Here is a 19,015-nt window from a genome sequence, read left to right as displayed (position 1 = left end):
TTCAACGTGGAGGTGCAGCGTGGGGGACTTCGTCCGACTGGAGATCAACGACGGCATCGGCACGATCCGGTTGGACCGGCCGCCGATGAACGCGCTCAACACCCAGGTGCAGGAGGAACTGCGGGACGCGGCGGCGCAGGCCACCGCCGACCCCCAGGTCCGGGCGGTCATCGTGTACGGCGGGGAGAAGGTCTTCGCGGCCGGTGCCGACATCAAGGAAATGGCCGAGATGTCGTACGTGGATATGGCCGAACGGTCAGCTGACCTGTCCAGCGCGCTGGGTGCCTTCGCCCGGATTCCCAAGCCGGTGGTCGCCGCGATCACCGGATACGCCCTCGGTGGGGGCTGTGAGTTGGCGCTGGCCTGTGACTGGCGGGTGGTCGCCGAGGACGCCAAACTCGGCCAGCCCGAGATCAAGCTGGGCATCATCCCCGGCGCTGGTGGTACGCAGCGGCTGGCCCGCCTGGTCGGTCCGGCCCGCGCCAAGGACCTGATCATGTCCGGGCGGATGGTGGACGCGCCGGAGGCGCTGCGGATCGGGCTGGTCGACCGGGTGGTGCCGGCGGCTGAGGTCTACGACGCGGCGGTGGCGCTGGTCAAGCCGTACGTCTCGGGCCCGGCCCAGGCGCTGCGTGCGGCGAAGCTGGCGGTCGACGGCGGCCTGGAGATGGATCTCGCCTCCGGGCTGGCCTGGGAGAGTCAGCTCTTCGCGGCGCTCTTCGCCACCGACGACCGGCGCGAGGGCATGGCTGCGTTCGTCGAGAAGCGTAAGCCCGGTTTCACTGGTCGCTGACCGCGAACTCAGGGACGTTGTGCCCTTCTTACCGTCCCCGACTGGCCGGTAACATGCGGCCGATCGAGGCCATTCGCGGCTGATCAAGGCCGAGGCCAACCCACGCCGATCGACAGGAGCGACGATGACGGAGCGGATCGAAGGCAACGGCGGTGATCTGGTGCTGGCGGCCCTACGGGGGTACGGGGTGCGCGAGATGTTCACCCTCTCCGGCGGTCACGTCTTCCCGCTCTACGATGCCGCGCACCGGGCTGGCGACGCCGCCGACGGCCAGCCGGTGATGCGGATCGTCGACGTCCGGCACGAGCAGTCGGCCGTCTTCGCCGCCGAGGCGGTCGCCAAACTCCAGCGCCGCCCGGGTCTGGCGGTACTCACCGCCGGACCCGGCGTCACCAACGGCATCTCCGGCCTGACCAGCGCCTACTTCAACGCCTCACCGGTGCTGGTGCTCGGGGGCCGGGCACCGGCCTTCCGGTGGGGCTCGGGCAGCCTCCAGGAGATCGACCACGTGCCGCTGGTCGCGCCGGTCACCAAGCACGCGGCCACCGTCTTCGCCACCGAGGACGTCCCGGCCGCGATCAACACTGCGTTGACCGCCGCGCTGCGCCCGCACCGGGGCCCGGCCTTCCTGGACCTGCCCCTGGAGGTGGTCTTCTCGACCGCCGACGTCGACCTGCCCGCCGTGCCGGTGATCGCGCCGATCGAGCCGGACCCCGAGGAGGTCGCCAAGGCGGCCCGCCTGATCGCCGCCGCGCAGCGGCCGGTCATCGTCGCCGGCTCCGACGTCTACGCCGGGGACGCCGTCACCGCGTTGCGGGCGGCGGCCGAGGCGCTGGGCGTGCCGGTCTTCACCAACGGTATGGGCCGGGGCGCGCTGCCCCCGGAGCACCCGCTGGCCTTTGCCAAGTCCCGCCGGACCGCGCTCAAGGGCGCCGACGTGATCGTGGTGGTCGGCACCCCGCTGGACTTCCGGCTCAGCTTCGGCGACTTCGGTGACGCGCAGGTCGTACACATCGTGGACGCCCCCGAACAGCGGGCCGGACACGTCGCACCGGCCGCCGCGCCCGTCGGTGACCTGCGGCTGATCCTGTCCGCCCTGGCCGATCACCCCGGTGACCGGACCGACCACACCGACTGGATCGCCGAGTTGCGGGTGGCCGAGGACGCGGCCAAGGCGAAACACGCCGGCGAGATGGCCGCCGACAGCGACCCGATCCGCCCGGCCCGGATCTACGGCGAGCTGCGCCAGGTGTTGGACCGCGACGCGATCACCATCGGCGACGGCGGTGACTTCGTGTCGTACGCCGGTCGTTACCTGGAGCCGGCGCTGCCCGGCACCTGGCTCGACCCGGGCCCGTACGGCTGCCTCGGCACCGGCATGGGCTACGCGATGGGGGCCCGGATCACCCACCCGGACCGTCAGGTGTGCGTGCTGATGGGTGACGGGGCCGCCGGCTTCTCACTGATGGACGTCGAGTCCCTGGTACGGCAGAAGCTGCCGGTGGTCATCGTCGTCGGCAACAACGGCATCTGGGGTCTGGAGAAGCACCCGATGCAGGCCATGTACGGCTACGACGTGGCCGCCGACCTGCAACCCGGGCTGCGTTACGACGACGTGGTGACCGCGCTCGGCGGGGCGGGGGAGACAGTGGCGAAGGCCGCCGACCTCGGTCCGGCGCTGAAGCGGGCGTTCGACGCCGGTGTGCCGTACCTGGTCAACGTGCTCACCGACCCGACCGACGCCTACCCCCGCTCGTCCAACCTGGCCTGATCCTGCTCGATGCTCGCCCTGGCCTGATCCGGCTGGTCGCCCGTTCCGGTCTGATCCGGCTGGCCGCCCGTCCTGGCCGCCGGTTCGGTGCCGGGGCGGGCGACCAGCAGCGGGGCCAACAGGATGCCGACGACGAACGGGGCGGCCATGTACCGGCTCGCCTGCGTACCGTTCACGATCAGCACGGAGATCTGGTTGCCGACGATGACGCTGGCCAGGGCGAGTAGTCGACGGTCCCGGCGTCGCCAGGCGGCCAGCCCGACGGCGGCGTACGCGAGGTAGCTCCAGGTGGCACCGCGCCAGAACAACCATTCCGGCTCGGTGGTGCGCCGGTTGAGGGCGACCGCCAGGTTGTAGGCCCGGTGGCTCACCGGTCGACTGACGACCGCGTCGCGGAACGGGCTCTGCTGGATCAGCGGATCCCGGTCGAGATAGGACTGTATTCCCCAGCCGGAGATCGGGTTGTGGACCACCCAACCGGTGGAGTCGGGACGCCACGCGATGGCACCGCGGCAGATCCGGGCGTCGACGACGGTGCCCGGGGAACGGCGGGTCAGGTCCCACCAGACCGTCAGCAGTTCACTTTTGTGCTCGTTGGCGGCCAGGCGGTCGAAGTCCGGGTGGTAGACGGTGCTGTCGACCACGAGGCAGTCGCCGGACTCCCGCCAGTGGGTCAGCGGGGCGACCTTCGCCATCACTGCCGTGTCGGCCGCCGGGAAGGCGGCCGGGTCCGTTCCGTAGGCGACGGCGATGTCGGAGAAGAACGCCTCGTAGGCGACGATGGATTCGCTCTTGCTGACGCCGAGTGCGGGCAGCAGCATCCAGTTGGTCAGCAACGCGACGGCGATCGCCGACCCGCCGACGGCGATCATCCGGAGGGTGGTTCCGCGTAGCAGCAGTACGCAGAGCACGACGGTGATGGCCGCGACGATGAAGCCGTTCTGCCGGAACAGGCAGATCAACGCCAGTTCGGCGAAGACCGCGACGAGCAGCACCCGGGGGAATGCCGGCCCGTCAGCCCCCCTCCTGCGATGGGCGACCAGTCTGGCCAGGGTGCCGACCAGGAACACGTGGCAGATGACGAACGGGACGTCCTTCCACAGGCACATCACGAAGGAGCCGACGGGGGGCAGGGCGACGATGGCGACCGCGACCGGCGGCCAGAGCCATCCCGGCCCGCCGAGCCGGCGTAGCCCGGTTACCGCGTATGCCAGGCCGGCGGCCAGGGCGATGGTGTGTGCCAGGGTGAGGGCGGCCACGCCGCCGGTGAGCTGAAGCGACAGCCAGACCAGGGCGGTGTACGCGATCGGGTGGTGGGTGTTCCAGTTGCCGGTGGTGGACTGGGCGATGTAGTTGATCGAATCCGGGGTGAACAGGGCCGGATGATAGGCCAACCACCAGAACAGCAGTACGGCTTGGCTGAGACCGAAGGTGACCAGCCCGAGTCGCGACGGTCGCGGCAGCCGGTACGTGATCTGTCGCGGTGACCGGTTTCCGATGGGTCGCGGTTTCGCGGTGGCCGGGCCGTCGGGTCGTACGTCGGTGGTGGTTTCGACGTGGTGTGGGGGGATGGAATCGGTGCCGCTGGGCAAGTGCATCACTGTCCCGTTCGAAACTGACCAGAATCAGCCGGCGGACTGGGCCGGGTAATGGGAGATGGCTCAGCCGGATAGGCGAGACGATCGATAGTTACGGGGATCGTAGTCCATTACCCGTGTCCCGTCGGTGATTCGGGCCGTTCGCCGGCGGCTATCCGTTGCCGGTGGGGGAGGAGTCGTCCCGGGGTGGCTCGTCGGCGTCGCGGCGGCGCAGTTCCTCCTCGCGACGGCGCAGATCCGCCTCCCAGCGGTCGAACATCTCCCGGTCCTGCTTGGCGCGTTCGGTGTCGAGGGAACGGAGGAACTCGGGGTCGTCGTCCGGGGCCACCTGACGCGGACGTTCCCGTTCTGACGGGCCCTCGCCCGGACGCCAACCGCTACCCGGCTTGCCGGCTGGTGCCGGCCGACCGGCGAGGAACCAGGCGATCGAGCCGACCAGCGGGAAGAACAGGATGATCAGCACCCAGACGAGCCGGGGTAGGGCGCGGATCTTCCCTTCCTCGGTGGAGAGGCAGCTGATCAGAGCGCAGACCGCGAGGATGATCTGCACGATGAAGAGGAGGACGTACAGGCGGGCCATTCGACAATGATGGCCCATGGGCCGAAGGCCAGCGCAATCCGGCAGCGATTACCAGCCCACTCCGCCGAAATCGATCAGGTCTGTCCGACAAGAATGATCAGGCTTCTCCAACGAGGATGAACAGCACCCCGAGCATGGCGAGACCGACGGCGATCAGGGCTACCAGTGGCAGCACGGCTCCGCCGCCGTCGGTGTGTCGCCGGGCCCGGCCGGTGACCCAGGGCAGGGTGATCAGGGTGAGGGCGAGGCAGCCGGCGAGCGTGACACCGGTGATCGACCGAGCCGCTCGCGGCTGTTCGAAGAGCCCTTTGATCAGGGCCAGTCGGACGAGGAGCAGGGTCACGACGATGATCGCCAGGTTGCTCCGGAGCCAGGCCAGCCGGGTGCGTTCCGCGAACAGGCCGGGTTTGGCGTTCTCCGGTGCTGTCTGCGACTCGGGGTCCTGCGGTGGTGCTCCGGGCTCGGGGTCCTGCGGTGCCGTCTGCGACTCGGGGTCCTGCGGTGGTGGTCCGGGAGGCCGGCTCACCGGCCACCCCGCGACGGCAGCAGCACCATGACCACCAGCAGCAGCGCGCCCAGACTGACCAGGATCGCCAGTACGGCGGGCAGCCGCGCGGGCGGTAGCTCCTGGCCGAGTCGCATGGCCCGCTCGTTACGGGTCCAGCGGTCCACCGCTCCGACCGCGACTGCCGCCCCGAGCAGGAGCAGGACCACGGCGATCGCCTCGCGTCCGTGTGCCACCGGCAGCGGGGGGAGGAACTGGGCAACGCCGAGACCACCGGCGATCAGGGCCAGCCCGGTACGCAGCCAGGCGAGGAAGGTCCGCTCGTTGGCCAGCGAGAACCGGTAGTCCGGGGCGGTGCCGACCTGGCGTACCTCCCGGGTGTCGAACCACTGTCTGATCGCCTGGAGCACGACACCGAATATCCGGTTGATCGCCGCCGTAACCTGAGCAGGTGACCGATCTCGACGTTTCCGCACTTCGTGCCGCTTATGACCACCAACTGCGACCCGAGATTCCGGATCCCATGCCGGCCGGTGTCACTGTCGAGCGGGACGGTCCGCTGGTGCGGGTCCTCGGTCAGAGTTCAGGCGGCTTCCTCACCTATCGGGATCTTGGCGGGCTGTCCGGGGCCGAGCTGGACGAGCTGATCGTCCGGCAGCGGGAGATCTTCGCCCGTCGGGGCGAGCCGGTCGAGTGGAAGCTGGTCGAGCACGATGAGCCGGCCGATCTGGGCGACCGGTTGCGGGCCGCCGGGTTCGAGCCGCAGGCACGGGAGGCCGTGGTGGTGGGCCCGGTCGCGCCGCTGGCGGCCGTGCTGCCGGTGCCGCCCGAGGGCGTACGGCTGCGTGAGGTGACCGCTCGTGCGGACCTGGACCGGATCGCGGAGCTGGAGTCGGCGGTCTGGGGTGAGCAGCGGCTTCGGGTGGCCGACATGTTGGAGAAGGAGTTGGCCGCCGGGGTCGACCGGCTGACCGTGGTGGTGGCCGAGGAGGTCGAGACCGGGCGGGTGGTGTGTGCCGGTTGGGTGCGCTACCAGGCCGGCACCCGATTCGCCTCCCTCTGGGGCGGGGCGACCCGGCCCGAGTGGCGGGGCCGGGGGATCTACCGGGCGCTGGTTACCCACCGGGCCCGATTGGCTGACACCCGGGGCTTCACGCTGTTGCAGGTCGACGCCTCCGACGACAGCCGGCCGATTCTGCACCGGCTTGGGTTCGTCACGATCACGACGACCACCCCGTACGTCTACACTCCATGATGTGGATCAACAGCTGACGGATGAGGAGAGGCAGGTCGTCAAGACCGCCGCGTTCGGTGCCGTCTTCCTGGTGTCCAACGCCGACCCCGGGGTGCTCGACCTGATCAAGGAGAGCTTCGCCGCCTCTGGTGCCTTCGCGGACTCGACCGGTCTGATCCGGGAGGTGCTGACCAGCGGCGGCCTGCCTCGGTTGGCCAGCGACTCGCCGGCCGACGTGGAGCGGGAGGTGCTGCCGGCGTTGCGGCAGGCGGTGCAGATCCTCGAAGCGAAGGTTCCGGCGGAGGCCGACCGGTATCGGACCACGGTGGTGGCGGCCGTCGAGCAGGTCGGGCAGGTGTCTGCCGGGATCACCGAGGCCGAGGCAGCGATGATCGTGAAGATCCGGTCGGCGCTGGGGCTCTCGGGCTGACCCGCCAGATTCCGCGTACGGCATCCCGTACGCAGTGGTGGCGGAGTCGGCCGCAGCGACATCGATGGCCCTGCTCCGGATCCGGTGCACAACCCACGATGGAATGGGACCCGCGTGGTGCGGATTGCCCTGACATTTCACGACACCTCCTGATTTCGGGACTCTACCCGCCGGTATCGGCCGGGGGTGAGATGTGTCACTGAGGGCTCGCCGGGGCGCTATGCTACTCGCAGGTAACATTGCGTCGTGGGCAACTCCACAGCGCTCACGGTTGACCGAAAGTCCGGCAACGCGGGAGGCTGCGCCCCAGAACAGGGCGTGGGAAGGCAACACCAACAGGAGGGTCGTCGAATCGCGATGAACATCGTCGTACTCGTCAAGCAGGTGCCCGATTCGGGCGCGGACCGCAACCTGCGTAGTGACGACAACACCGTCGACCGCGGCTCGGCGAGCAACGTCATCAACGAGATGGACGAATACGCCATCGAAGAGGCGTTGAAGATCAAGGAAGCGCACGGTGGCGAGGTCACCGTCCTGACCATGGGGCCGGACAAGGCCACCGAGTCGATCCGCAAGGCGCTGTCGATGGGGCCGGACAAGGCCGTACACATCGTGGACGACGCCCTGCACGGCTCCTGCGCCGTGGCCACCTCCAAGGTGCTCGCCGCCGCGCTGCGTACCCTCGGCGCGGACCTGGTGCTCTGCGGCTCCGAGTCCACCGACGGTCGGGTCCAGGCCATGCCGCACATGCTCGCCGAGCGCCTTGGTATCGCCGCGCTGACCGGTGCCCGCAAGCTGACCGTGGACGGCTCGACGCTGACCATCGAGCGGCAGACCGAAGAGGGCTACGAGGTCGTCACCGCCACCGCCCCCGCCGTGGTCTCGGTCTGGGACACCATCAACGAGCCGCGCTACCCGTCCTTCAAGGGCATCATGGCGGCCAAGAAGAAGCCGGTGCAGACCCTCTCCCTGGCCGACCTGGGCGTCGCCCCGACCGAGGTGGGCTTCGACGGCGCGACCAGCGCGGTCGTCGAGCACGCCAAGCGCCCGCCCCGCTCCGGCGGCGAGAAGATCACCGACGAGGGCTCCGGCGGCGTGCAGCTGGTCGAGTTCCTCGCCACCGAGAAGTTCGTGTGAGGAGTCTGAGTCATGGCTGAGGTACTCGTAGTCGTCGAAGCCACCAGCGCCTTCGGCGTCAAGAAGGTCACGCTCGAACTGCTCACCCTGGCCCGAGACCTGGGCACCCCGGCCGCGGTGGTGCTCGGCGGTCCCGGCGCGGTCGCCGCCCTGAGCGACAAGCTCGGCGAGTACGGCGCGGAGAAGATCTACGCCGCCGAGAGCGAGGAGATCAACGGCCACCTGGTCGCCCCCAAGGCCACCGTCCTGGCCGAGCTGGTCAAGCGGGTGCAGCCGGCCGCCGTGCTGCTCGCCTCCACCCAGGAGGGCAAGGAGATCGCCGCCCGGCTCGCCGTCAAGTTGGACAACGGCATCCTCACCGACGTGGTGGGCCTGGCCGCCGACGGCACCGCCACCCAGGTCGCCTTCGCCGGCTCGACGGTCGTCAAGTCCAAGGTCACCCGGGGCCTGCCGCTGGTGACCCTGCGCCCCAACTCGGTCACCCCGGCACCCGCCCCGGCCACCCCGGCCGTCGAGCAGCTCGACGTCCAACTCGGCGACGCCGACAAGCTGGCCAAGGTCGTCGACCGGGTCGCCGAGCAGAAGGGCTCCCGCCCCGAGCTCACCGAGGCGTCGGTGGTCGTCTCCGGTGGCCGCGGTGTCGGCAACGCCGACAACTTCAAGCTGGTCGAGGAGCTGGCCGACCTGCTCGGCGGCGCGGTCGGCGCGTCCCGGGCGGCCGTCGACTCCGGCTTCTACCCGCACCAGTTCCAGGTGGGGCAGACCGGTAAGACCGTCTCGCCGCAGCTCTACATCGCACTCGGCATCTCCGGCGCCATCCAGCACCGGGCCGGCATGCAGACGTCGAAGACGATCGTCGCGGTCAACAAGGACGGCGAGGCCCCGATCTTCGAACTGGCCGACTTCGGTGTGGTGGGCGACCTGCACAAGGTCGTACCGCAGGCGGCGGACGAGATCCGCAAGCGCAAGTAGCCTCATCGCCCGCGATCCGCACGGCTTCTCCTGCCGTCGCGCCCACGGCGGAAAGGGTGGCCATCCGACCTCGGATGGCCACCCTTTCCATCTGAGCAGCGGCGGATAGGCTGGGGTGCGATGGCATACCTGGATCATGCGGCGACCACCCCGATGCTCGACGAGGCATTGGCGGCGTACGTCGCCACCGCCCGCGAGGTCGGCAACGCCTCCTCCCTGCACGCCTCCGGCCGGCTGGCGCGTCGCCGGGTCGAGGAGTCCCGGGAACGGGTGGCCGCCGCGCTCGGTGCCCGCCCGTCCGAAGTGATCTTCACCGGGGGCGGTACGGAGAGCGACAACCTCGCGGTCAAGGGCATCTTCTGGGCGCGACGCGCGGCCGACCCGGCCCGGACCCGGCTGGTGGCCAGCGCGATCGAGCACCACGCCGTACTCGACTCGGCGCAGTGGCTGCAACGGCACGAAGGCGCCTCGGCAAGCTGGCTCCCCGTCGATGCGGCCGGGCGGCTCAGCCCGGACGAGCTGCGCTCGGTGCTCGACGAACACGGTGACCAGGTGACCCTGGTGACCGTCATGTGGGCCAACAACGAGGTGGGCACGGTCCAGCCGGTGGCCGAGCTGGCCGCTGTGGCCGCCGAACGGGGCGTCCCGTTCCACACCGACGCCGTGCAGGCGGTCGGCCAGGTGCCGGTCGACTTCGCGGCCAGCGGAGTGGCCGCCCTCACCGTCACCGGGCACAAGCTCGGCGGCCCGGTCGGCGTGGGCGCGCTGCTGCTCGGTCGGGACGTGGCCTGCACGCCGGTGCTGCACGGCGGGGGCCAGGAGCGGGACGTCCGCTCCGGCACGCTGGACGCGGCCGGCATCGCCGCCTTCGCCGTCGCCGTCGAGAAGGCGGTCAAGACCCAACAGGAGTACGCGGCCCGCGTCGCCGCGCTCCGCGACGACCTGGTGACCCGGGTACGGCAGACCGTGCCCGAGGCGATCTACAACGGTGACCCCGTGCACCGGCTGCCGGGCAACGCGCACTTCTCCTTCCCCGGTTGCGAGGGGGACGCCCTGCTGCTGTTGCTCGACGCCCAGGGCATCGCCTGTTCGACCGGGTCGGCCTGTTCGGCCGGGGTGGCCCAGCCCTCGCACGTACTGCTGGCCATGGGAGCCGACGACGACCGGGCCCGGTCGTCGCTGCGCTTCGCCCTCGGCCACAACTCGACCGCCGACGAGGTGGAGGCCCTGGTCGCGGCGCTGCCCGGGGTGGTCGAGCGGGCCCGCCGGGCCGGTGTGATCAAGTCGGCTCGGGGCTGACCCGGTGCCGCCGGGCCGGGCGGCTACCCTCGACGGGATGGGGGAGGTGAACCGGTGAGGGTTCTGGCAGCCATGTCCGGCGGGGTCGACTCGGCGGTGGCCGCCGCACGAGCGGTGGCAGCCGGGTACGACGTGACCGGTGTGCATCTGGCGTTGGCCCGTAACCCACAGACCTACCGGACCGGGGCCCGGGGCTGCTGCACGCTGGAAGACTCCCGGGACGCGCGTCGGGCGGCGGATGTGATCGGCATCCCGTTCTACGTCTGGGACATGGCCGACCGGTTCCACGAGGACGTGGTGGACGACTTCGTCGCCGAGTACGCGGCGGGCCGTACCCCGAATCCGTGCCTGCGCTGCAACGAGAAGATCAAGTTCGCGGCGGTCCTGGACCGGGCCGTCGCCCTGGGCTTCGACGCGGTCGTCACCGGCCACCACGCCCGACTCGGCCCCGACGGCCTGCTGCGCCGCAGCGTCGACCTGGCCAAGGACCAGTCGTACGTCCTGGCGGTGCTCACCCGTGAGCAGCTCGACCGGTCGATGTTCCCGCTCGGCGACTCCACCAAGGAGCAGGTACGCGCCGAGGCGGCCGAGCGCGGGCTGGCCGTGGCCGACAAGCCCGACTCGCACGACATCTGCTTCATCGCCGACGGCGACACCCGCCGGTTCCTCGCCGAGCGGCTGGGCGAGGCCCCCGGCGACATCGTCGAGGCCAGCACGGGTGCCGTGCTCGGCTCACACTCCGGGGCGTACGCCTACACGGTAGGCCAGCGCAAGGGGCTGGCGCTGGGCGTACCGGCCGCCGACGGCAAGCCGCGCTACGTGCTGTCGATCACCCCGAAGACCAACACGGTGACCGTGGGCCCGGCCGAGGCGCTGGAGGTCTCCACCGTCCGGGCACAGCGGCCGGTCTGGACCGGCGGCCCGACCCCCACCGGCCCGGTCGACTGCGAGGTGCAGCTCCGGGCACACGGCAACGTCGTACCGGCGACCGTACGCGTCGACGACGGCACGCTCCACGCCGACCTGCACCGGCCGATGCGCGGCGTCGCCGCCGGTCAGGCGATCGTGGCGTACCGCCCCGACCCGGCCGGCGACGTGGTGCTCGGCTCGGCCACCATCACCGGTTAACCTTCCGCCCGTGGAGCAACAACCGGTGCCCGGAACAGCGCACGAGCAGAGTCGCGAGCAGCGCCCGGCCGAGGAGCAGCAGACCGTTGGCGGCTGGCCGTGGCCGGCCGGGGCGGCGACCGGGATCGGGTCCCTGCCCGGCACGGACGTCGCCGAGGCGCAGCGGATCGTCCTCGGCGAGCTGCCGGCCCTGCCACACCTGCCCGAACTGCCGGCCCGAGGGCCGGGGGCGGACCTGGTCGGGCGGGGTGCCAGCCTGCTGGTGGACCTGCCGGTCGAGCTGTACGCGGCCCGGTGGCGCATCGCCGGCCGCCCCGGACGGGACCTGCGTCGGGCCCACGACCTGATGGAACGGGACCTGGACCAGCTCACCGAGCAGGCCGAGGAGTACGCCGGCCCGATCAAGGTGCAGGCGGCTGGCCCATTCACCCTGGCCGCCAACCTGGACCTGCCCATCGGCGGGCGGATGTTGCGTGACGCCGGGGCGGTACGGGACCTGACCGAGTCGCTGGCCGAGGGGCTGCGGACCCACGTCGCCGACGTGCGGCGGCGGCTGCCCCGGGCGCGCGTACTGCTGCAACTCGACGAGCCGTCGCTGCCGGCGGTACTGGCCGGGCAGATTCCCACCGAGAGCGGCTTCAGCGTCTACCGGGCGGTCGAGCCGGGCACCGCCCGCGCCATGCTGGCAACGGTGATCGAGGCGGTGGACACACCGGTGGTGGTGCACTGCTGCGCGCCGGACGTACCGCTGGAGTTGATCCGTACCGCGGGCGCGGTAGGGGTCGCTTTCGACCTGGACCGGGTCAAGCAGCTCGACCCGCTCGGCGAGGCCATCGACGCCGGCCTCGGCCTGCTGGTCGGGGCCGCGCCCACGTCACCGCCGTCGAGCGGTCGCCCGCCGACCTCGGCGCAGGTCGCCGACCGGGTACGCCAACTCTGGCACCGCCTCGGCTTCCCGATCCGCCAGCTCGCCGAGCAGGTGGTGGTCACGCCCGCCTGCGGGCTGGCCGGGGCCAGCCCCGAGTACGTCCGCGCGGTGCTCACCGCGTGTCGGGATGCCGGCCGCCGACTGTACGAGGATTAGCCACCAGTCCGGCCGGGCAAGAGGCCGGACATGATAGGAAAACTACGCACAGTTGTGCTGGACTGTCCGGAGCCACGCGCCCTGGCCGACTTCTACAGCGAGTTGCTCGGGTTGCCGGTGACCTCCGACGACGGCGGGTGGGTGGTGATCGGCGGCGGGGAAGGCGAAGCCCGGCTCGCCTTCCAGCAGGCCCCCGGGCTGCGCGAACCTCGCTGGCCCGATCCGGAACGCCCCCAGCAGCTCCATCTCGACGTCTTGGTGGACGACGTCGAGGCGGCTGAGGCCAAGGTGCTCGCGCTGGGGGCGAAGCGGCTGCCCGGCGAGGGCGACGGCTTCCGCGTCTATGCCGACCCGGTGGGCCACCCGTTCTGCCTACTCTGGGGCGTCTGACCCGGCGGCCAACGGCGTTATCCGGGGTGTCTGGCCCCCCCCGGCCAACGGCGTTTCATGTGGGCGGATCGGCTGGCGGGGATCTGCGATCATGGCGATCATGATCGAGCAGCCCGCCCGACCGGTTGGTGGAGTCCCAGTGGAGCAGCGTGCCTCGGGATCGTTGTTCGGGTTGGCCTACGGTGACGCGTTGGGCAAGCCGACCGAGTTCCTCACCGTCGCCGAGATCCGGCGGCGCTACGGTCCCGACGGTCCGCGCGAGCTGACCGGCCAGCCGGCCCTGGTCACCGACGACACCCAGATGGGGCTGGCGGTCGCCTGGGCACTGCATCAGGCGAGCGCCGCCACCCCGGAGATCCTGGAACCGTTGCTGCGGGACCGGTTCCTGGCCTGGGCGGCCAGCCCGGACAACAACCGGGCACCGGGCATGACGTGTCTGCGGGCGTGTGGGGAGCTGGCCCGGGGCACGCGGTGGCAGGAGGCGACCGTCGCCGGCTCGAAGGGGTGCGGGGCCAACATGCGGGTCACCCCGGTCGGGTTGGTGCCCGGCTACGACCTGGACACCCTGGCCGGGGTCGCGCAGCTCCAGGCCGGGTTGACCCACGGTCACCCGACCGGGCTGGCAGCCAGCGAACTGACCGCGTACGCCGTGCGCGTGCTGCGGGACGGTGCGAGCCTGACCGAGGTGCCGGCCCTGTTGCGGCAGCGCGCTTCCGGGCAGCGCAGCGTCTACCGGGGTGACTGGTTGGGCGACCTGTGGCAGCGGCCGGGCGTCACCGACCCGGTGGAGTTCATCGCGCGGGGCTGGGACGAGTGCCTGGCCGTACTCGACCGGCTCGACGCGGCGCTCGCGGCACCCGATGACGGGGGCGACCCGTGCCTGCGTACTGGGGCGGGCTGGATCGCCGAGGAGGCGCTGGCCACGGCGTTGCTCAGCGCGCTGTGGCACCGCGACGACCCGGTGGCGGCGCTGGGGCGGGCGGCCACCACCGCCGGTGACTCGGACTCCATCGCCGCGTTGGCCGGGGCGTTCCTCGGCGCGGAGCGTGGGATGTCCGCCTGGCCGACCCGCTGGTCGGACCAGGTCGAGTACGCCGATCAGCTCACCACCCTCGGCGCGGCCTGGGACTGAGACCGGCCGCGCACGCGTCGACGTTGAGGTGGCGTTCGCGCAGGTGGGGTGGGGCGGGGCAACAGTTGTCGTACGGTCCGGTTACCGTTCCGTAGAAGCGTGATCACGGAGGTCGCCGGTGTCCGAAGAAGTCATTCCGCAGCAGGTCAGCGCCGAGCAGGAGGCTGCGGCAGGAGCCGAGCCAACCGCCGAGGCGCGGGAGCGGCACACCATTCTGAGCACGGACATCACCGAACACCAGTACCGCTACTACGTGCTGGACGCACCGACCGTCGCCGACGCCGAGTTCGACGTGCTGCTGCGTGAGCTGGAGGCGCTGGAGGAGGAGTTCCCGGCGCTGCGTACCCCCGACTCGCCCACCCAACGGGTCGGCGGCACCTTCTCGACGCAGTTCACGCCGGTGGCGCACGCCGAGCGGATGATGTCGCTGGACAACGCCTTCGACGACGCGGAGTTGGCGGCGTGGGCGGAACGGGTCGAGCGGGACGCCGGGGGGGAGGTGCCCTACCTCTGCGAGCCGAAGGTCGACGGTCTGGCAATCAACCTCACCTACGAGAACGGCCGCCTGGTCCGGGCCGCGACCCGGGGAGACGGCCGGACCGGGGAGGACGTCACCCCCAACGTGCGCAGCATCCGGGACGTGCCGGAGCGGTTGACCGAGGGCACCGAGCCGATCCCGGAGCTGTTGGAGGTGCGCGGCGAGATCTACTTCCCGGTGGCGGCCTTCGCCGACCTGAACGCCAGCCTGGTCGAGCAGGGCAAGGCCCCGTTCGCCAATCCGCGTAACGCTGCGGCCGGCAGCCTGCGGCAGAAGGATCCCCGGATCACCGCCTCCCGGCCGTTGCGCCTGGTGGTGCACGGGGTCGGGGCCCGCAAGGGGTTCCAGCCGGTGACCCAGTCCGAGGCGTACGCGGCGCTGAAGGCGTGGGGCCTGCCGACCAGCGACCGGTGGCGGGTGGTGCCGGACCTGGCCGGCGTCCGCGACTACATCGACTACTACAACGCGCACCGGCACGACGTCGAGCACGAGATCGACGGTGTGGTGGTGAAGGTGGACCCGGTCGCCATCCAGGGGCGGCTCGGCTCGACCAGCCGGGCCCCCCGCTGGGCGATCGCCTTCAAGTATCCGCCGGAGGAGGTCACCACCAAGCTGCTCGACATCGCCGTCAACGTGGGCCGCACCGGTCGGGTCACCCCGTACGCCGTGCTCGAACCGGTCCGGGTGGCCGGCTCCACCGTCGCCCAGGCGACTCTGCACAACGCCCGAGAGGTGGAGCGTAAGGGGGTGCTGATCGGCGACACGGTGGTGCTGCGCAAGGCCGGTGACGTGATCCCCGAGGTGCTCGGCCCGGTGATGGAGTTGCGGCCGGTCGACGCCCGCCCGTTCGTGATGCCGACCCACTGCCCGGACTGTGGTTCGCCACTGGCCCCGGCCAAGGAGGGCGACATCGACATCCGGTGCCCCAACACCCGTACCTGCCCGGCCCAACTGCGGCAGCGGGTGATCCACCTGGCTGGCCGGGGCGCGTTGGACATCGAGGTGCTGGGCGAGAAGGGGTCGGCGGCGCTGCTCGACTCGCAGACGATCACCGACGAGGGTGACCTGTTCTTTCTGGACGCCGAGAAGTTGACGAAGGCGCCGTTCTTCGTCAACAAGGACGGGACCCTGGGCACCAACGCGGCCAAGCTGCTCGACAACCTCACCGAGGTCAAGCAGCGGCCACTGTGGCGGGTGCTGGTCGCGTTGTCCATCCGGCACGTCGGTCCGACCGCCGCCCAGGCACTGGCCCGGCACTTCGGTTCCATTCCGGCGATCGAGGCGGCCAGCGAGGAGGAACTCTCCTCTGTCGAGGGGGTCGGGCCGACGATCGCGGTGAGCCTGCGGGAGTGGTTCGCGGTGGACTGGCACCGCGAGGTGGTGCGAAAGTGGGCCGAGGCCGGCGTACGGATGGCCGAGGAGCGCACCGACGAGGGGCCGCGCCCGCTGGCCGGGTTCACGGTGGTGGTGACCGGTACGCTCACCGGATTCTCTCGGGACCAGGCGGCGGAGGCGGTCCAGTCGTTGGGCGGCAAGGTCAGCGGTTCGGTGTCGAAGAAGACAGGTTTCGTCGTCGTGGGGGACAACCCCGGGTCCAAGGCGGAGAAGGCGTTCTCGCTCAAGGTGCCGGTGCTCGACGAGGACGGTTTCCGTGTCCTATTGACCCAGGGACCGGAGGAAGCACTGAAGGTTGCGCAAAGTAACGAGTGATGCGCCCATGGTTAACGCTGGGTATATGTGAATCTTGGCAGCGTAGGGCCGCGTATTCCAAGTTCGTTACGAGTGCGTCCGTTTCGTGGCTGTCACCCATCACAATCGCAGGGTGGGGGCGTTTGATGGGGGCACGGCGTGGCGCTCGGCTGCGCCGGGGATAGCTGCGTCGGGAGGTTCGATGGAGGCCGCCGTACTGCGGAACTCCGTGCCCCCAGGCCGGGCTGTGCCTTTCTTCAGCTTCGTCTGGACGGTTGTCGCCCTGGCGGCGTTGCTGTGTATCGCGCCATTGCTGCGGCTGCCCGAGCAGATCCCGGACCTGCCGGTGGCGTTCTGGACGATGGCCGCGCTGGCCCTGGTCTCCGACGCCCGTCCGTTCACCCCGCCCGGCCACCGGCAGAGTCCGGCCGTCTTCCCCTCGGTCTGCTTCGCCTTCGCGATCCTGCTGGCCTGGGGACTCGGCCCGGCTGTGGCGGTGCAGGCCGGGGCGGTCGTCGTCTCCAGTTGGCGGATGCGCCACGCACCCTGGCGGATGATCTTCAACATCGCCCAGTACGCCGTTGGGCTCGCCGCCGCCAGTGCGATCACCGGACGCACCACCGACATCGCGTTCCGTACGGTGGTGCATCCGCGCTGGACCGACGTCCTGCTGGTGGTCGGCGCGGCGACCGTCTGGTTCGTCATCACGTACGGCTGCGTCAGCATCGCCCTCGGGCTGCGCTTCGGTGGTGCCTGGTGGCCCCACTTCCGTCAACCCCTCGCCTTCGAACTGCTCTCCACCGGATCGTTGTTGCTGCTCAGCCCAGTGCTGGTGGCTGCGGCAGAGGCCAGCGCGGCGTTGATCCCACTGGTCGTCGTGCCGCTCTTCGCGGTCTACCGGATGTCCCGGCTCTCCAGCGAGCAGGAACGGCTGGCCCGCCTGGATCCGCTCACCGGACTGGTCAACCGCAAGGCGCTACGCACCGAGGTGGCCGAGCAGTTGCGGGTCCACACCGAACAGGCGGCCAAGGGCGGCCCCGATGCCCAACTGGCCCTGCTGCTGCTCGACCTCGACCGGTTCAAGCACGTCAACGACGCTCTGGGACATGCGGTGGGTGACCGGTTGCTGGTGCAGGTGGCCCACCGGCTCACGGCGACGGTACGAAGCCAGGACGTGGTGGCCCGGCTCGGAGGCGACGAGTTCGCCATCCTGCTCACCCGGCTGCGCAACACCGAGGAAGCCCGGCAACTCGCCGAACAGGTGGAGGCCGTGCTGGCCGAACCGGTCGCCCTCGACGGGCTGCCGCTCGACGTCGGTGGTTCCATCGGGATCGCGCTCTATCCGGAGCATGGCGAGGACTTCGCCACCCTCATGCGGCACGCGGACGTGGCGATGTACGACGCCAAACACCAGGGCGACCCCATCGCCGTCTACGCTCCCGAGTCCGACCACAACTCGCCGGAGCGACTGAGCCTCCTGGCCGACCTGCGTCGGGTGCTGGACAACCGCCCTGCGCTCGCGGAGGGCTCGAACGGCCGCCCGGAGGCCCTCCCGGTGGCGACCGCCCCAGCGGGAACGAAGGACGAGGCGACCTCCCCGCCATCCGACCGTGTTCCTGCTGCGCCGGTCGACGTCACCGAGCCCGGTTCCGTGTTCGACACGCCGAGCGAGGCCGCGATCGTGCCGAGTTCCGTGGCGAGCATCCTCGGTACGGCCAATCGGCCGACGACCGACCCGGCGGAGGCCACCGGTGCGGCGAGGTACAACGGCGCGCTCCCCGGCAGCGGCGGCGGTCCACTGCCGGAGGTGACCGGCGCTCCACTGGCGGACACGACCGGCCCGATGGTGGACGTGACCGGCCCGGTGGTGGGCGGTGACGGTGCCGCCGCCGACAGCCCGGTGGGCGGTGCGACGGTGGGCGACGGTGCGCTCGGCGGTGGTGACGTCGGTGAGATCACCATGTACTACCAGCCGCAGATCGCCATCGACACCGGGGAGGTCGTGGGCGTCGAGGCGTTGCTACGTTGGCGGCACCCCCGCCGGGGCATGGTCGACCCGGAGGAACTGATCCGGGTCGCCGAGCAGAGTGCGGTGATGCGACTGCTGACCCGACGGGTCGTGGACGACGTGGTGGAGCAACTCGCGCAGTGGTCCGCCATCGGGTTGCAACTGCGGGCCGCGCTCAATGTCAGCGTGCGCGACCTGCACACCGGGGAGATCGCCGACCAGATCACCGAGCGGCTGGCCCGCTTCCAGGTCAGCCCGGCGCAACTCCAGCTGGAGATCACCGAGGGCGCGTTGATGGCCGACCCGCGTCGGGTGCTGGCCACCATCTCCCGGCTCGACCGGATCGGGGTGGCGATCGCCCTGGACGACTTCGGCACCGGGTACTCCTCCATGCAGCACCTACGCCGATTGCCCCTGGCCGAGGTGAAGGTGGACCGTTCGTTCGTACTCGGGATGGCGGCCGACGCCGACGATGCCGCCATCGTCCGGTCGGTGATCGAACTGGCCCGGGCGCTCGGCCTGCGGGTGGTGGCCGAGGGCGTGGAGGACGAAGCCACCTGGCGGCTGCTGCACGCGGCCGGCTGCCACGTCGCCCAGGGCTGGTTCTTCGCCCGGCCGATGCCAGCGGCGGAACTGGTGACCTGGCTGGGCCGGTACCGGCCGCTGAAGCCCACGCCGATCCAGGAACTTCCCACCCGCCACCGAACCCGGAACTGAGCCGAAGCGG

Annotated in this window: 17 protein-coding genes; 13 read left to right on the top strand and 4 right to left on the bottom strand. The window is 70.8% G+C overall.

What is annotated here, in order from left to right; translation table 11 throughout:
* Positions 1–19: 19 nt before the first annotated feature.
* Together FHR38_RS06840 and FHR38_RS06835 are read left to right on the top strand one after the other, a co-directional pair.
* A complete protein-coding gene (locus FHR38_RS06840) occupies positions 20–793 on the top strand; it encodes an enoyl-CoA hydratase/isomerase family protein (protein WP_184533811.1) in 774 nt (257 codons plus the stop codon).
* Positions 794–917: 124 nt separating this feature from the next.
* Positions 918–2,564, top strand: a complete 1,647-nt coding sequence (locus tag FHR38_RS06835) for an acetolactate synthase (protein WP_184533810.1) — start codon at positions 918–920, stop codon at positions 2,562–2,564.
* Here the strand turns inward: FHR38_RS06835 and FHR38_RS06830 are convergent.
* The 4 genes from FHR38_RS06830 to FHR38_RS06815 form a co-directional block, all read right to left on the bottom strand.
* Positions 2,537–4,156, bottom strand: a complete 1,620-nt coding sequence (locus FHR38_RS06830; RefSeq protein ID WP_184533809.1) for a DUF2339 domain-containing protein — start codon at positions 4,154–4,156, stop codon at positions 2,537–2,539. The two genes, FHR38_RS06835 and FHR38_RS06830, sit on opposite strands and share 28 nt — an antisense overlap.
* 157 nt (positions 4,157–4,313) lie before the next feature.
* Complete coding sequence (locus tag FHR38_RS06825; RefSeq protein ID WP_184533808.1) at positions 4,314–4,742, bottom strand: PLD nuclease N-terminal domain-containing protein; 429 nt, start codon at positions 4,740–4,742, stop codon at positions 4,314–4,316.
* Positions 4,743–4,839: 97 nt separating this feature from the next.
* Positions 4,840–5,268, bottom strand: a complete 429-nt coding sequence (locus FHR38_RS06820) for a DUF202 domain-containing protein (RefSeq protein ID WP_246446341.1) — start codon at positions 5,266–5,268, stop codon at positions 4,840–4,842.
* Entirely contained in the window at positions 5,265–5,657 is a 393-nt protein-coding gene (locus FHR38_RS06815; RefSeq protein WP_184533807.1) for a YidH family protein, read from the bottom strand. The genes FHR38_RS06820 and FHR38_RS06815 overlap by 4 nt, the downstream gene beginning before the upstream one ends.
* Positions 5,658–5,698: 41 nt before the next feature.
* On the opposite strand from FHR38_RS06815, the gene FHR38_RS06810 reads away from it, so the two are divergent.
* The 11 genes from FHR38_RS06810 (at position 5,699) to FHR38_RS06760 (ending at position 19,005) form a co-directional block, all read left to right on the top strand.
* Positions 5,699–6,502, top strand: a complete 804-nt coding sequence (locus tag FHR38_RS06810; protein WP_184533794.1) for a GNAT family N-acetyltransferase — start codon at positions 5,699–5,701, stop codon at positions 6,500–6,502.
* 1 nt (position 6,503) lies between these two features.
* On the top strand, positions 6,504–6,911 hold the full coding sequence (locus FHR38_RS06805; RefSeq protein ID WP_184533791.1) for a hypothetical protein: 408 nt from the start codon (positions 6,504–6,506) through the stop codon (positions 6,909–6,911).
* A 357-nt stretch (positions 6,912–7,268) separates the two neighbouring features.
* The gene (locus FHR38_RS06800; protein ID WP_184539330.1) at positions 7,269–8,048 is read left to right on the top strand and encodes an electron transfer flavoprotein subunit beta/FixA family protein; all 780 of its coding nucleotides are present in this window, start codon (positions 7,269–7,271) and stop codon (positions 8,046–8,048) included.
* Positions 8,049–8,060: 12 nt separating this feature from the next.
* Positions 8,061–9,020: an electron transfer flavoprotein subunit alpha/FixB family protein gene (locus FHR38_RS06795; RefSeq protein WP_184533789.1), complete on the top strand. Its 960-nt coding sequence runs from the start codon at positions 8,061–8,063 to the stop codon at positions 9,018–9,020.
* A 120-nt stretch (positions 9,021–9,140) separates the two neighbouring features.
* Positions 9,141–10,319 (top strand): cysteine desulfurase family protein, encoded by a 1,179-nt coding sequence (locus FHR38_RS06790; RefSeq protein ID WP_184533787.1) that lies wholly within the window; start codon positions 9,141–9,143, stop codon positions 10,317–10,319.
* Positions 10,320–10,373: 54 nt separating this feature from the next.
* On the top strand, positions 10,374–11,447 hold the full coding sequence (gene mnmA, locus FHR38_RS06785; protein ID WP_184533785.1) for a tRNA 2-thiouridine(34) synthase MnmA: 1,074 nt from the start codon (positions 10,374–10,376) through the stop codon (positions 11,445–11,447).
* A 124-nt stretch (positions 11,448–11,571) separates the two neighbouring features.
* Positions 11,572–12,531: a methionine synthase gene (locus tag FHR38_RS06780; RefSeq protein ID WP_312882525.1), complete on the top strand. Its 960-nt coding sequence runs from the start codon at positions 11,572–11,574 to the stop codon at positions 12,529–12,531.
* Between the two features lie 30 nt (positions 12,532–12,561).
* A complete protein-coding gene (locus tag FHR38_RS06775) occupies positions 12,562–12,921 on the top strand; it encodes a VOC family protein (protein WP_184533783.1) in 360 nt (119 codons plus the stop codon).
* Positions 12,922–13,021: 100 nt separating this feature from the next.
* On the top strand, positions 13,022–14,053 hold the full coding sequence (locus FHR38_RS06770; protein WP_184539326.1) for an ADP-ribosylglycohydrolase family protein: 1,032 nt from the start codon (positions 13,022–13,024) through the stop codon (positions 14,051–14,053).
* Positions 14,054–14,171: 118 nt separating this feature from the next.
* Positions 14,172–16,301: an NAD-dependent DNA ligase LigA gene (gene ligA / locus FHR38_RS06765; protein WP_184533781.1), complete on the top strand. Its 2,130-nt coding sequence runs from the start codon at positions 14,172–14,174 to the stop codon at positions 16,299–16,301.
* A gap of 226 nt (positions 16,302–16,527) precedes the next feature.
* Positions 16,528–19,005: a putative bifunctional diguanylate cyclase/phosphodiesterase gene (locus FHR38_RS06760; protein WP_376771388.1), complete on the top strand. Its 2,478-nt coding sequence runs from the start codon at positions 16,528–16,530 to the stop codon at positions 19,003–19,005.
* Positions 19,006–19,015 lie beyond the last annotated feature (10 nt).

It is taken from the genome of Micromonospora polyrhachis (assembly GCF_014203835.1).
Lineage (GTDB): Bacteria > Actinomycetota > Actinomycetes > Mycobacteriales > Micromonosporaceae > Micromonospora_H > Micromonospora_H polyrhachis.
Note: the sequence above shows the minus strand (reverse complement) of the source record. Positions and strands in the feature narration are given on the sequence as shown.

Excerpts from the sequence above, each read along its gene's own strand:
- FHR38_RS06825 (WP_184533808.1), bottom strand. The coding sequence starts at position 4,742 with ATGGCCCGCCTGTACGTCCTCCTCTTCATCGTGCAGATCATCCTCGCG.
- FHR38_RS06775 (WP_184533783.1), top strand. The coding sequence starts at position 12,562 with ATGATAGGAAAACTACGCACAGTTGTGCTGGACTGTCCGGAGCCACGC.
- FHR38_RS06770 (WP_184539326.1), top strand. The coding sequence starts at position 13,022 with ATGATCGAGCAGCCCGCCCGACCGGTTGGTGGAGTCCCAGTGGAGCAG.
- FHR38_RS06790 (WP_184533787.1), top strand. The coding sequence starts at position 9,141 with ATGGCATACCTGGATCATGCGGCGACCACCCCGATGCTCGACGAGGCA.
- FHR38_RS06800 (WP_184539330.1), top strand. The coding sequence starts at position 7,269 with ATGAACATCGTCGTACTCGTCAAGCAGGTGCCCGATTCGGGCGCGGAC.
- FHR38_RS06835 (WP_184533810.1), top strand. The coding sequence starts at position 918 with ATGACGGAGCGGATCGAAGGCAACGGCGGTGATCTGGTGCTGGCGGCC.
- FHR38_RS06795 (WP_184533789.1), top strand. The coding sequence starts at position 8,061 with ATGGCTGAGGTACTCGTAGTCGTCGAAGCCACCAGCGCCTTCGGCGTC.